Here is a 12,899-nt window from a genome sequence, read left to right as displayed (position 1 = left end):
AGAAATGTCTTATGTTAAGGAGATAATCGAGGTGATTTAATGATTCCGGAAACAGGTGAACAGAGGAAAATTTACAGATAAACAAGCAGATGCATCCGCTGTTTGCCGGTAGAAGCGGCTTCGCTGATAAAAGCCCAAATCCTGTTTACCCGCCTCAGGCGGAATGGTAATTTCATAGCAATAATTTTATGAGGAAATCTTCAAATGAAGCAGCTGGTTATCGATATTTTAATGAAGCTTGCCAGAATGGATGTGGACACAAAAGAGCTGACGGCTCAAGTTGAGGCGCAATCACTGGTGCTGGCCGCATTGCTGCTTACCGTTGGTAAAGAGGACAGCCCCTCAATAGCGGAAAATATCCAGAATGCGATTCTCACCGTATCACGCGGAGGCGAGGGTTTTCTGCAAACCGACGTGGATTTATTGCTCACCCATGTGAACCGTCTGCTGGCGGTAACGAGATATGTCGACGAAGCCACGCCAGCAGAGGATGCCTAAGGAGGGGCGGTGTCGACCTGGCGAAAAACCTCACCGCACAGTAACACTGCCTTGGGGCGGCGCTGATGAATGCGCTCCGCCATCTGTTCACAAGCATAGCGGGTAGGATAAATATGTTCCGATACGGGAAGCGCGTCGCAGGCATCATTTCCACAGGCGCTGACAAGTAGTACGAAGCCAATTAACATCGCTTACTCCTATGACAGAACGGTGTCTGTTTCATTATAGGCGATAAGCCGGATGACAAGTATGTGCTTCGCCGAACCGGGGCGATCGGTCGTCAGCCCGATTCACGTCGGGCATTAAGGCTGAAGGTGCTGAACTGGATTTTTTGGGATAGGTCCTGGTTTTACGGCAAGGAGGCAGATTTACCGAACTTGTCGAACGAGTGATGGCCTGAACAGGTACGACATATTCATCGGGAGATAAATATATTGCTGCCTACACCGTGCTGGTTGAAAAATAAAGCCAGCTACCTTCAGGAATTTATCGCCGGCCCGCGCAACACCGGCACTATCGACCCGTCATCGCGGCATTGGGTAAAACCATGTCGGACGGGGTGGACTGGCAGCACTGTCTGCGCATTGCCGAGTCAGGGGCCGGGGAGGGGGTGTTAACACGGCATTTGTTGGCGCGTATGCGCGCAGATGCCCTTCTGTTGACTTTTGAAACCAATCCACGCTTTTATTCCGCTCTTTACGCTATGCAGGATCGGGATGCACGATTGCAGGTGGTGGCTGAGTCAGAGGAAAATCTTGATGGTCAGTTCGATGTCATTTTTTCCTGCTGACCGCTGTTGTCCCTGCCGCAGGCTTTACGTCATCGTATTTTGCAACGTGCTGCCGACAGGCTTCACGCTAACGGGGTATTTGTCCAGTTCCAGTACACCTCGATGTGCGAGACGCTGCTTTCCATTTATTTTGCCTGCAACCGAACGCGCGTTCTGGCAAACCTGCCCCCGCGTGGGTTTATCACCGGCGCTCGCTTGCCCGTTAATAAGCTGTTACTTACTCCATGTGGCAAGCTGCGCAGGTTTGCTATGCTTAACCTTTGGGCAAAGAGGAGGAGAAAATGAGTAGTCTGACAGAAGAGCCGATTTCAAGTGAGGAAGAGGTGTGCACTATCATTGGCAAGGCAGTGGTTGATCTCAGTATTACCGGGCAGCCAGTAAACAAAGCCACGCTTGGTTTAAAGCTTCTGGCAATGGCCGATCAGGATCATGATGACGAACGGATTTTACTTTACTGGATTGCACGCCGGGCAATTAATCAACCGCACAAATTTGCCGAGGCCATGGGCTGAACCCCAGCCTGTGACTGATGTGTTTGCGAGCGGGAGTCAATGGCCGTTCAGAGAGGTACTGAACGGTCATTGCAGTTATACCACTCGTTTAAGCCCCGGAACCACCCGCAGCGCCGCTACCAGCAGAGCAGACACCGTATAACTCAACAGAGCCACTGCCGGAATAGTCAGGATGGCGTAGTAGTTTTCAAAATTTACCGGCCACAGCCGCAGTAGCGTTTCCAGCACCAGCATATGAATAAAGAAAATACCCGTACTCAGTCTGTTTAGCCCGCGTATGGACAAACTCAAACGCCTGGTGAACTGCAATCGCGCATTGAGCAGCATAAAGAAACAGGCAAGCGCAAGCGTGACAATGGTCGGTGCCGAATAGAACAAAAAAATCTCGTTTGGCTGGTTGATGCTGATGGATAACGAATAGCACATCACTGCGGTTAATACCGCACTCAGTATGAATATGACGCTGGCGATGGCCGTTTTAGGTGCCAGTTTATAGCGACGTGCGACGCCACCAATAATATAAAACCCGGACAGATAAACCACCATATCAATATTACTTGGCACGGATTCAGGATGATTTTCCAGCACGCTATCTTTGAAATTGTCAAACAACATATAAACTGAAGCCAGAGCAAACCAGATGGCGATAATATAATTAATTCGCTGCTGGCTACCGTGCTGGATAAACGTATTCAGCAGCGGAGTAACCAGATACAGCAGGATCAGCGTATAGATAAACCACAAATGCTGATAGGCAGGGGTACTGAGCGTTTCCAGCACGCTGAATGAGGCAGTACTGCCATTAATCATACGGTTATAAACAAAGTAAACCGCCGTCCACGCAATCAGCGGTATCAGCAGGTTCAGCACCCGGACCTTTAACGTACTAAGCAATGATTCATTTTTATTGAGCGAAATATAGCCCGCAATCAGTAAGTACAGCGGAAAGGAAATTCGGCCCAGAGCGTCATACATAACTGCGACTGACCAGGCGCTATGAAAGGTATGGAACGGCACCGCAGCAGTGTGTAGCAGGATCACCAGATAGGTGGCAATCGGCATTAACAGTTTAATATTGAGGGTTTTCAACAACGTATTCCTTTGCCAGCGGGCTGCACTGCAAGGCATCTGCAGGCTCAATGCCTGTAAAGTAACATATCTCTGCGCTATTCAGATGTCTTACCGTCAAATATTCGTATCGGTAATACCAGGTTTATCTTCGACGGTAATTTCCGCTGCGCATAATTGGCCGGCGTTGACCACACGATATTGCGCAGAACCATGCCAGACATAAATGCAGGCACGGCCTGCCTCCCCACCGTCCTGTTCCTGTGACAAAGGAACGGAGATCGTCTCTGCCTTTGAAGAAGGGGCAAAGCCGAACACGCCTGACAACAACACGCCGAGCAACGGAGCGCCATACGGTTGAAAAAGCCTTTTGATGAATGACATAGCGAGTACTCCCTTATCCTTGCGGCCAGATTTGATGATAACGATTTTTGATGTGCTGGTATAAAGAAGAGTCCTTTAGACGGTGCGGCCATCAAAAAATGCCAGGCAGTCAAAGGAACACCGCTTAAGGTTACAGTGCCGTGGCGCAGCGTTTCCACCTGCAGATATGCTTTTCGACATGATATCCGAATAACCGCCGCCAGGAATAGCGGATGATGCCACAGGCTGTCGCTTCATACACGTCTCCATTTATTGAATGGAAGGGTTAAAAAATAACCTAAAGGAGCCTAATTTTCCTTGTTAAAAAACAATTAATTTGCGTTATAGCACAAAAAGAAAAAAGAAGTGGAAGCGGGAAGAGTGAGTAATCCTGTCAAAAAATAGCCTCGGGAAGTGGGAAACCCGGCAACACTTCCAGAGGCTATGCAAGTGCATAATTCGTTACGGCAGTGACTTTATCTGCTTTGATAAATCTGTACAAGTTTATTTATTTTGTACATATTTTCCCGGGTGGTGATCACCTGTAAAAAACGTGACGTCAGCCGGGCAAACTTGGTAGAGTGCGGGTTTAACGGTTAACGGAATGAGATATGCCAAACGAAATTGCACACCCTTCTACCAGCCCGAAGCAGGCCGCCTTACAGCTGGTTATTGAGCTGGTTCGCGCGGGTAAACTCAGCCCTTTGCAGGGTGATGCTGCCAATATGATCTCCATCTATGAGCAGTTTAAAACCCATTTCGAAAGCGAAAAGCATAAACATGCTTCTGAGTCGGTGATTTCCTGACTTGCTAACTCAGAGCATCGGCTGCGCGCCTGGCGCGCAGCCGTTCGCCACTAGATTTTACTCACCCGGTCGAAATACAGTAGGCTAATGCCAATCCCCCCGTATGCCCCCTGCACATGCCTGCTCAAACCTACCTGCTGCTGCCCCTGCAACATCACCACAAACGGCGAATTTTGTTGGATCTCGCTTTGTAACTGCCGGTAAAGCGCATTGCGCTTAATAACATTGCTATCGGCAGCGGCGGCACGGGTCTGAGCGCTAAGCTGTGGAATGTTCCAGCCAACGCGCCAGGCGAGGGTCTTTGGCCCGCCGTTCATATGATAAGCGAAGGTGCTGGCATTGCTGTTGGCATCGACGTAATCCGCGCCCCAGTAGATAAAGACCGACTGGAAATCGCGCCCGCGCATTTTGCTCCACAGTTCAGCCTCTGCCACCGGCTGAATATCAATCTGAATATCCGCTTTAGCAAAGCTGGCCTGCAACGCCTGTGCTACCTCGCTGTAGGGGGGCTGATTGACGATAGTGAGCGCAAAACGCGTGCCGGGCCGAATGCCGGCCTTTGCCAGAATCGCTTTCGCTTTGACGAGGTCGTAATGGAACGGCTGATTATCCAGCGCGGCGTCAAATCCGCCCGGCAGAAAGGCTTGATGCACCGCATATTGCCCCTTCAGAAGCTGCTGAGAGAGACTTTGGTAGTCAATCAACCAGCGTGCGGCCTGCCAAAAGGCCGGATTGCCCAGCACAGGCTGTTGCGGATCCTGAGTGTTAAAGCCAAGGTAGTAAATCAGGCTGGAGGGGAAACTGGCGACCGTCACGTTAGACTGTTTTTTCAGCGTGGCGAACTGGTCGGCACCAAGACCGTAGGCGACATCGGCATCGCCCTGTTCCAACAGTAAGCGGCGTGAACCGGGATCGGCGACATTTTTCAGGATCACTCTTTTAAGGTGCGGTGCGGGCTGCGCCTGTGGATTCTGTTCCAGCACCAGCGCCTGCTGTGGCACATAGTGGCTAATTTTGTAGGCGGCGCTGCCGGCCGAGTGGGTACGTAACCAGCCGTTACCAAAATCCCCTGCGCTGGCATGTTGCTGCGCCAGTTTAGCGTCAAGGGTAGAAGCGACGGGAGAGGTCAGCAGGCGCAGCGCCAGATCGCGTCCGATATTAGAGAACCAACGAATTTCTAACTGGTTATCGCCGTGTCTGGTGAACTGCGCGTCGATGTTCTCTGCCGTCCAGCCGAACTCACCGAGAATAAATACCGGTGTCTTATTCAGCTTTACCGCCCGCGTCAGTGAATAAATCACGTCATCGCTGGTCACCGGGTTACCGCTGGCAAACTTCACTCCCGGTTTCAGGGTAAACAGCAGGCTGTGCTCACCGGCGCCCGGCTGCCAGCTGCTGGCAAGCTGGGGCGCCAGCTTACGCGGGTCGTCGATATCTGCGGATACCAGCGTCTGATAAACGTTGCGCAGGCTGCTGGTACTTACCGTCTCAAAACTCTCTGCCGGGTCGAAACTGATAATCCCGTCGAGCGAAATAGCCACAATAAGCGTATCGGCAGGCGTGGCGGCCTGAATGCCTGGAGAAAGTAGCAGAGTACTGCCCAACAACAACGGGAGGATTATTCGCATGATAAGTCCTGAATCGGAAGAGTTATCAGGACTATAGGGGGAGATGGCAAAATCAGAAATGCCGGATTTAACTAACCTTAGCCGTTTTAAAACAGAGGCCGGGTCATGTTGATAAGCCGGGTGCCCCAGAGGCTGGCGTAAGAGCCTCCGGGGCATCCGGGTTTAACGCGGCACCCGTTGTAAAAGGGCCATCCCTGTTGGCATAAAGTTAATTGACCAGCCTTCCCCGCTCCATATGCACCGCGCGGTCGCACATATGGTCAATGACATCAGGATCGTGACTGACCAGTACCATCGTCAGGTTATCCTGCTGCTTCAGCTGGGTGAGTAGATTAAGGATTTCCGCCTGTACCGACATGTCCAGCGCGGAAGTTGGCTCATCCAGCAACAGAATTTTCGGCTCCAGCAGCAGGGCGCGCACAATCGCTACGCGCTGACGCTGGCCACCGGAAAGCTGATGTGGATAACGGTCTGCCAGCGCCGGATCCAGCCCGACATGACGGAAACCTTGATCGATGCGCTCATTGATCTGCCTGCTGCCGATCAACTTCAGCGGTTCCGCCAGTGTGCGGCGCAGGCGGTGACGCGGGTGCAGTGAGGCATACGGATCCTGAAACACCATCTGTACATCGCGCCTTAGCTGTCCGCTAAACGGCTTGCCCGCTGCGGCCTGGCGCCCGGCCAGCTGCATGCCGCCATGCCAGTGCGCGTTCAGACCGGCCATTACCCACAGTAGCGATGACTTGCCGCAGCCGGAGGGGCCGACCAGGCCAAAACATTCTCCCGGCCGGATCTTCAGCGACACATCATGCACTACGCGACGCAGTTCGTAGCCCTGCTTGTGGGCAACGCTCAATTGGCTCAATTCAATCATGGCGGTCTCCCTGTACCAGCGCAGCGCGATCCAGCACTGGCAGCAGCCTGCCGTGGGTCGCCTTGCCCGGGCGGCACGACCACAGCGTGCGCGTATAAGGATGGGTGGCGCGGGGTAATTCGGCTGCGGGCAGTCGGTCCAACACTTCGCCCTGATACATCACCATCACCCGTTCACAGTGCTCGGAAACCTGTTGCAGATCGTGACTGATCAGCAGCAGCCCCATATTGCGCCGATCCACCAAACGTTGAATCAGCCCCAGCACCTGATCGCGCATCGCGTGATCCAGTGCGGAAGTCGGTTCATCGGCGATCAGAAAGCGCGGTTCGGCGATCAGCGCCATTGCCAGCATCACGCGCTGCCCCATCCCACCTGAAAGCTGGTGGGGATAGCGCTGCATCAGCTCTGCTGGCTGCGGCAACCCGACCGCGTCGAGCATCTCGCACACTTTTTCCTTGATCTCGGCGCGGGAGAAGCGGCCGTGCAGTTTTAGTGGCTCCGCGACCTGCCAGCCGATGGTTCGAAGCGGATTGAGGGCGTATTTCGGATCCTGCATCACCATGCCCAGCTGGCTACCGCGCAGCCCGCACCAGCGGCGCTCACTGAGCGTCAGCGCATTTTCCCCGGCGATATTCAGCGTATTGGCCTCTACCCGTAGCGAAGGAGCCAGCAGGCCCATCAATGTGCGGGCGGTCAGCGATTTGCCTGAGCCGGATTCCCCGACCAGCGCCACACGTTCACGACCGAGGGTAAAGCTGATATTTTTCACCAGCTCCGCACCGTTGGCCGCGCGAATAGTCAGGCCATCCGCCACAATCTGCGCAGAAGGATTAGTGTTCATTTCGGGTATCCAGTCGGTCACGCAGGCCATCGCCTGTCAGATTGAATGCCAGGCTGGCAAACAGGATCGCGCCGCCGGGAACGGCCGCCACCCACCATTGATCGAAAATCACCTTGCTGCCTTCGGCGACCATTGAGCCCCATTCGGCGGTCGGCGGCTGAATGCCCATGCCGAGGAACCCCAGGCCAGCAGCAGAGAGGATGATCCCGCCGAGGCTGAGTGCAGCGCGCACTACCGCCGTTGGCAGACAGAGCGGCAAAATATGGCCGAACATCAGGCGCAGACCGTGAATACCCTGCATACGGGCAGCGGCAAGATAGTCGCTGCGGCGCAGCGCCAGGGTTTCAGCTCGCGCCTGGCGGGCAAAGGGCGGCCAGCTGGTCAACGCCAGCGCCAGCGCACCATTCATCAGCCCCGGCCCCATCATCGCCACCAGCGCCAGGGCAATCACCAGATTAGGCAGGGACAGGAAAATATCGGTAATGCGCATCAGTACCCGCTCGCTCCAGCCACCGAGGTAGCCGGCGCTGATGCCAATCAGCATGCCGACCGGAATGGTCAGTACAAGAATTAACGACACCAGCAGCAGCGTGGGCCGTGCGCCGTAAATCACTCTGGAGAGGAGGTCGCGGCCAAAGCCGTCCGTTCCCAGCCAGTGGTCAGCAGAAGGAGGCATCAGCCGAACGGCCATCTCCTGTGCGTTGGGATCGTTCGGCGCCAGCAGTGGGGCAAACAGGGCGGCTAAAATCAGCATACCGACCAGGCCAAGGCCAACGGTCAGCGTGATATGACGGCGCACGCGTGGTTTAACGCTTTCCGCATTGTAGAGAGATTGCGTCATCGGGTTCTCGGGTCAGTCAGGTAAGTGAGCGCATCCGCCAGCGCGTTAATGGCGATAAAACAGCCGCCAATCAGCAGGGTGGAGCCAAGAATTGCCGGGGTGTCCGAGGCGAACAGCGCGGTGGTCATATAGCGGCCCACGCCCGGCCAGGCGAACACGGTTTCGGTCAGTACCGAGCCTTCCAGCAGCGTGGCATAGGAAAGCGCCAGCACGGTGATAAGCGTGCCGCGCACGTTAGGAAAAATATGCAGCAGCAGGATGCGCCCACGGCTGGCACCTTTGGCGCGGGCCAGAGTGACATACTCTTTGCTGCTCTCTTCCAACAACGCTGCGCGCAGCAGCCGGGTGATGGTCGCCATCGACAGCAGCCCCAGTACCACCACTGGTAACCACAGATGGGCGATGGCGTTACGCAACATCTCCCTGTCGCCGGACAGCCAGCTGTCGATCAGCACCAGACCGGTTTTAGGTTCCAGCGTATAAATCCAGATATCGTCCAGTCTTCCCGGCCCGGCAGACCAGTGCAGCACGGCATAGAACAGCAGCAGCCCAAGCAGTCCGAGCCAGAACACCGGCACCGAATAGCCGAGCAGAGAGATAAGCCTGGCCACGTTATCCAGCAGGCTGCCCGGCTTCCACGCTGCCAGCAGCGCCAGCAGGATACCGAACAGCGCGCCGAAAATCATGGCGCAGGTGGCCAGCTCGATGGTGGCCGGGAAGGTGCGTGCGAGGTCGCTGGCCACCGGTTGATTGGTCATGCTGGAAATACCGAGGTCGCCACGCACCAGATGTTGCACATAGTGCCAGAACTGCAGCGGCAGCGGTTGGTCCAGTCCGAGGCTGGCGCGCACCTGGGCATAGGTTGATTCGCTGGCGTGATCGCCGGCAATTTGCAACACCGGGTCAACCGGTGAAAGGTGCGATAGTGCAAAGGTGAAGAGCAGCAGCCCGAACAGGGTAACCACCAGTGAAATAAGCGCGCTCAGGACTCCGCCGCTACGACGCCAGAAAAGCCGGGCGGAAAGCCCGGCAGGGTGAACAGATGCCGTCATTACTTGGTGACCTGGCTGTAATACACCATATCCGGGTTAATGCCCTGCACGTAGCCTTTCAGGTTATCGCGCAGCGCCACCAGATTACGTGCCTGCATACCGATGATATAGGGCGAGTTTTGCTGCACTTCACGCTGCAATTTCTGGTACAGCTTGACGCGCGTGGCCTTATCGCTTTCCGCCGTGGCGGCCAGCGTCTGCTTGTTCAGTTCAGGAATATGCCAGTTAGAGCGCCATGCCAGGGTTTTACTGCCATCTTCCGGGTTATAGGCAAACGCGGCGGCATTGGTATTCGGATCGAAATAGTCGGCTCCCCAAGCGTTCAGAGTGGCCTGGTATTGGTGTGATTTCACCCGGGTTGCCACTTCGGAGCTGATGCCCGGCTCCACCTCTACTTTGATGCCGCCTTTGGCAAAACTGGCCTGCAGAGCCTGAGCGATGTCCAGGTATGGCGGCTGGTTGCTGGTGGACAGCTTGAAGCTCACGTTGGTCAGGCCCGCTTTCTTCAGTATCGCTTTCGCTTTTTCCGCATCGTAGGTGAACGGGTTATCGTTCAGCGAGCCGAGGAAGCCTTGCGGCAGGAACGACTGATGAACCTGGAATTGTCCTTTCAGCAGGTCGTTGGCAATGCCTTTATAGTCAAAGAGATAGCGCGAAGCTTCCCACAGAGCCGGGTTTTTCAGCACCGGGTTGGCGTCGATATTGAACTGAATGTAATACAACGAGGCCATGGGTACTGCGAGCGTTTTCACCCCGGGCTTGTCCTTTAGGGAGGCCATCTGGTCGGCACCCAGATTACGTGCAATATCGGCATCGCCCTGTTCCAGTAACAGACGGCGCGCAGCCGGTTCCGGCACATTTTTAATCAGCACGTTTTTTAATTTTGGTGCACCGGCCGGAGAGCCGGGATTGGCACTGAACAGCGCCACTTCGTGCGGAATATATTTGCGAATCTGATAAGGACCGCTGCCTGCAGAGTGCAGGGCCAGCCATTTGTTGCCGAGATCGCCCTGTTTTTCGTTAGCCATCACCGTTTTTTCGTCGACGATCGATGACACCGGGGCGGCCAGCAGGCTGAGTACGTAAGTCGGGCTGACGTTGGCGCTCCAGCTGATTTGCACACGCTGGTCGTCGATCTTTTTCAAGCGGGCATCAACGTTATCTTTGGTCCAACCGAGCTGTGCCAGGATAAACGACGGATCGAGGTTCAGCTTGATAACGCGCGACAGTGAGAAGATCACATCTTCCGGGCGCACGGGATTGCCGGATGCGAATCGTGCCCCATTGCGCAGGGTAAAGGTCATGCTGCGGTTGTCGCTACCGGGCTGCCAGCTGGTGGCCAGCGTGGGTTGCAGGTCGACAGGGTTTTGCGGATCGGACTGAACCAGGCGCTGATAGAGATTGGTAAAAGCCTGAACCGAAGAGAGTTCAAAACCGTCAGCCGGGTCGAAACTGTTTACGTCGTCAATTGACTGGGCAATGACCAGGGTGTCCGCAGGCGTAGCGGCACAGGCAACAAAAGATGCCGCCATAGTCAGAACGAGAACAGACGGGACTGCAATTTTCATGACGTTTCCTTGCCTTATGTTTTTTCGCGAGTGTAAGTGCACAACCAGTGAGAACAATAGTAGATTATTCGCTATCGTTATGCAGAAAAGTTATAAGCTTGGCCAGGCAGTTATAAACTGAACCAGGCCGCAGAAGGACTGGCGGCTGAAGCTCTGCCAGAAAAGGGGGGCAACGCCGAGAAAGTTGTTCAACATATGCAAAACCATTGGCAGCCTGAGACCGCCTGAAACAAAGCGCGCGGCGCACAGCAGGAGTGACAGCACCACAAGCGAAATCACGGTTTGCAGGTGAACGTACTGGCTGTGCAGGAGGGCAAAAATGAGGGAGGTCATTATTGCGCAGCCCAGTCGTTGGTGTGGCGCCCACAGCAGGAACCCCTGCAGGATAAAACCGCGAAACAGAATTTCTTCAAATATCGGAGCCAGCAGTACCACGGCCAGGCAGAAACCAACCCGGCTCAGGCTGGTGTAACCTGTCTGGCCGGCGGTCCAGCTTTCCGGCAGCAAATATAACGACTGGCTGGCCATTGTCGCCAGCAGCAGGGCGCAGAACAGCAGTAACTGGCGCGCGCGCAGTTCACCCAGGGGGATATCCGTAAAGCGGCGCGTATACCACTGGTAAACAGGCACCAGCGCGGCGAACTCCAGCATACAGAGCGCCGGCATCAGCATTCCCTGGCTTTTTAACGTATCGATATGGGGCAACAGATTAACCAGTAGCGCAATCGTGTACCAAAGCATAAACACGCCGCAGCAAAGCAGGGTATGGCTGACTTTGTCACTGGCTGGTGTCATGGTAAGGCTCTTGAGAGACAGGAGAGTGGTGATGTTAACAAGCCATTGCAGGGCTGTCGAGGAAGCGTGGCTGGCCCGCCAAGCCGGCAAAGAGTACCGAATTTTGGCTGCGTCAGGATAGTGATTTCTGCTAATATTACTGCGTATTACCACTTTTAAAGCCAGAGAGGAGCAGTAATAGTGAAGTATCATGGAAAAATAGCCGCAATGCTGGCGTTGATGGTGCTGGCAGGCTGCCAGTCAGTTGATAATAAAAGTACGTCCTCCACAGCGGTGGATCCTGAAATGGACCGTTGCGGCGCATCGCAATATCAACAGTACACGGGCAAGCCGCTGACGGCCGTAGAATCTCTCCACTTCGAACACGCGGTGCGCGCAATACCTTATAACTCTGCCGTGACGATGGATTTCAATCTCAACCGCATCAACTTCATGGGTGATAAGCAGGGCAACATCAGCCAGGTCTATTGCGGATGAATATTGTCTGATAAGTCCTCAACATCCTTTTGCCTTAACGCGCAGGGATTGACGTTTTCTGCAAGCCGCAGCCGCTTATTGCACCGTATTGCGGCTCGCGGCATCTATTCCTCATCATTCAGTAACTCTGCCAGCAGTTTGCTGCAGTCCAGCAGTACTGACTTATCGGGTTCTCTTCCCAGTCGTGCGATCGCGTTGGCGAGCATCGCTTTACTGCTGGCTGGCGTTGCGGACTGCATCAGTTCCACCATCATTGCCTCCAGCAGTTCACTCTCCTTCACCGGGTGGTATGAGAGGCTGTTAAAATAGTCGGTGATGGCGCGTCCCGCGCCTTGTAGCTGATGATTCATGGCGAACCTCCTCAAACACGCCACTGGCGGCCATGGCCACGGGGCCAGAGCATCGATTCGGGATGACAGCAAGACAAGGCAGCCCGACACTTCTGAACAATTTACAGGTAGATTTTTATTACTCTAGGTGCCGCACACGGGATTGCCAGTGACCAACAGAAATATTTTTATCAGGCAACTTTGCTGGCCTTCTGAAGCGTTCAGCACTAACTGCCGATCTTTTATGGTCAGACTGTCGTCTTTCAGCGATGGGCAGCCAAAGATAGCCGCCCGGGGCAAAGAAACCTAAAGTTATTTAACCAACAAAATCATTATGTTAATATTAAATTGCCTGTTTTATTCAATCCCCTCTTGTACTAAACGCCCGGTTATGAGTAAATATGCCTGTCGGTTTTGATACAGACCCACGTATGCGAGCAATTTTAGTAAAGCAGTC

At 54.3% G+C, this 12,899-nt stretch carries 15 protein-coding genes and 1 pseudogene; 5 read left to right on the top strand and 11 right to left on the bottom strand.

Annotation, left to right across the window (positions count from 1 at the left end):
* Positions 1-204 precede the first annotated feature (204 nt).
* On the top strand, positions 205-498 hold the full coding sequence (gene iraP, locus EPYR_RS13580) for an anti-adapter protein IraP (RefSeq protein ID WP_012668956.1): 294 nt from the start codon (positions 205-207) through the stop codon (positions 496-498).
* On the opposite strand, the gene EPYR_RS13575 is transcribed toward iraP, so the two are convergent.
* Positions 495-686: a hypothetical protein gene (locus tag EPYR_RS13575; RefSeq protein WP_041474032.1), complete on the bottom strand. Its 192-nt coding sequence runs from the start codon at positions 684-686 to the stop codon at positions 495-497. The two genes, iraP and EPYR_RS13575, sit on opposite strands and share 4 nt — an antisense overlap.
* A 246-nt stretch (positions 687-932) precedes the next feature.
* Between EPYR_RS13575 and EPYR_RS20395 the strand changes: the two are divergent.
* Positions 933-1,494 (top strand): annotated as a pseudogene (locus EPYR_RS20395) (class I SAM-dependent methyltransferase).
* Positions 1,495-1,569: 75 nt separating this feature from the next.
* The gene (locus tag EPYR_RS13565; RefSeq protein WP_012668953.1) at positions 1,570-1,800 is read left to right on the top strand and encodes a hypothetical protein; all 231 of its coding nucleotides are present in this window, start codon (positions 1,570-1,572) and stop codon (positions 1,798-1,800) included.
* Positions 1,801-1,875: 75 nt separating this feature from the next.
* On the opposite strand, the gene EPYR_RS13560 is transcribed toward EPYR_RS13565, so the two are convergent.
* Positions 1,876-2,892, bottom strand: a complete 1,017-nt coding sequence (locus tag EPYR_RS13560) for an acyltransferase (RefSeq protein WP_014543556.1) — start codon at positions 2,890-2,892, stop codon at positions 1,876-1,878.
* Between the two features lie 93 nt (positions 2,893-2,985).
* Positions 2,986-3,252, bottom strand: a complete 267-nt coding sequence (locus tag EPYR_RS13555) for a hypothetical protein (protein WP_012668951.1) — start codon at positions 3,250-3,252, stop codon at positions 2,986-2,988.
* A gap of 590 nt (positions 3,253-3,842) precedes the next feature.
* Here EPYR_RS13555 and EPYR_RS13550 point away from each other — a divergent pair.
* A complete protein-coding gene (locus EPYR_RS13550; RefSeq protein WP_012668950.1) occupies positions 3,843-4,037 on the top strand; it encodes a hypothetical protein in 195 nt (64 codons plus the stop codon).
* 50 nt (positions 4,038-4,087) lie between these two features.
* On the opposite strand, the gene EPYR_RS13545 is transcribed toward EPYR_RS13550, so the two are convergent.
* The 7 genes from EPYR_RS13545 to EPYR_RS13515 all read right to left on the bottom strand — a co-directional run bounded on the left by EPYR_RS13545 (position 4,088) and on the right by EPYR_RS13515 (position 11,636).
* Positions 4,088-5,665 carry an ABC transporter substrate-binding protein gene (locus tag EPYR_RS13545; RefSeq protein WP_012668949.1) on the bottom strand — a complete coding sequence of 526 codons (1,578 nt, stop codon included), beginning with the start codon at positions 5,663-5,665 and terminating at the stop codon, positions 4,088-4,090.
* A 208-nt stretch (positions 5,666-5,873) separates the two neighbouring features.
* Entirely contained in the window at positions 5,874-6,539 is a 666-nt protein-coding gene (locus tag EPYR_RS13540) for an ABC transporter ATP-binding protein (protein ID WP_012668948.1), read from the bottom strand.
* Positions 6,532-7,380, bottom strand: a complete 849-nt coding sequence (locus tag EPYR_RS13535; protein ID WP_012668947.1) for an ABC transporter ATP-binding protein — start codon at positions 7,378-7,380, stop codon at positions 6,532-6,534. The genes EPYR_RS13540 and EPYR_RS13535 overlap by 8 nt, the downstream gene beginning before the upstream one ends.
* The gene (locus tag EPYR_RS13530; protein ID WP_012668946.1) at positions 7,370-8,221 is read right to left on the bottom strand and encodes an ABC transporter permease; all 852 of its coding nucleotides are present in this window, start codon (positions 8,219-8,221) and stop codon (positions 7,370-7,372) included. Before EPYR_RS13530 ends, EPYR_RS13535 begins: the two co-directional genes overlap by 11 nt.
* Positions 8,218-9,273, bottom strand: a complete 1,056-nt coding sequence (locus EPYR_RS13525) for an ABC transporter permease (RefSeq protein ID WP_012668945.1) — start codon at positions 9,271-9,273, stop codon at positions 8,218-8,220. Before EPYR_RS13525 ends, EPYR_RS13530 begins: the two co-directional genes overlap by 4 nt.
* A complete protein-coding gene (locus EPYR_RS13520; RefSeq protein ID WP_012668944.1) occupies positions 9,273-10,841 on the bottom strand; it encodes an ABC transporter substrate-binding protein in 1,569 nt (522 codons plus the stop codon). Before EPYR_RS13520 ends, EPYR_RS13525 begins: the two co-directional genes overlap by 1 nt.
* A gap of 90 nt (positions 10,842-10,931) precedes the next feature.
* On the bottom strand, positions 10,932-11,636 hold the full coding sequence (locus tag EPYR_RS13515) for a CPBP family intramembrane glutamic endopeptidase (RefSeq protein WP_012668943.1): 705 nt from the start codon (positions 11,634-11,636) through the stop codon (positions 10,932-10,934).
* Positions 11,637-11,816: 180 nt separating this feature from the next.
* On the opposite strand from EPYR_RS13515, the gene EPYR_RS13510 reads away from it, so the two are divergent.
* Positions 11,817-12,113 (top strand): I78 family peptidase inhibitor, encoded by a 297-nt coding sequence (locus EPYR_RS13510; RefSeq protein WP_012668942.1) that lies wholly within the window; start codon positions 11,817-11,819, stop codon positions 12,111-12,113.
* 104 nt (positions 12,114-12,217) lie between these two features.
* On the opposite strand, the gene EPYR_RS13505 is transcribed toward EPYR_RS13510, so the two are convergent.
* Positions 12,218-12,463 carry a hypothetical protein gene (locus EPYR_RS13505; RefSeq protein ID WP_012668941.1) on the bottom strand — a complete coding sequence of 82 codons (246 nt, stop codon included), beginning with the start codon at positions 12,461-12,463 and terminating at the stop codon, positions 12,218-12,220.
* Between the last annotated feature and the right edge of the window lie 436 nt (positions 12,464-12,899).

The organism is Erwinia pyrifoliae DSM 12163 (genome assembly GCF_000026985.1).
GTDB classification, from domain to species: Bacteria; Pseudomonadota; Gammaproteobacteria; order Enterobacterales; family Enterobacteriaceae; genus Erwinia; species Erwinia pyrifoliae.
This window is presented reverse-complemented; position numbering and strand designations above follow the sequence as displayed.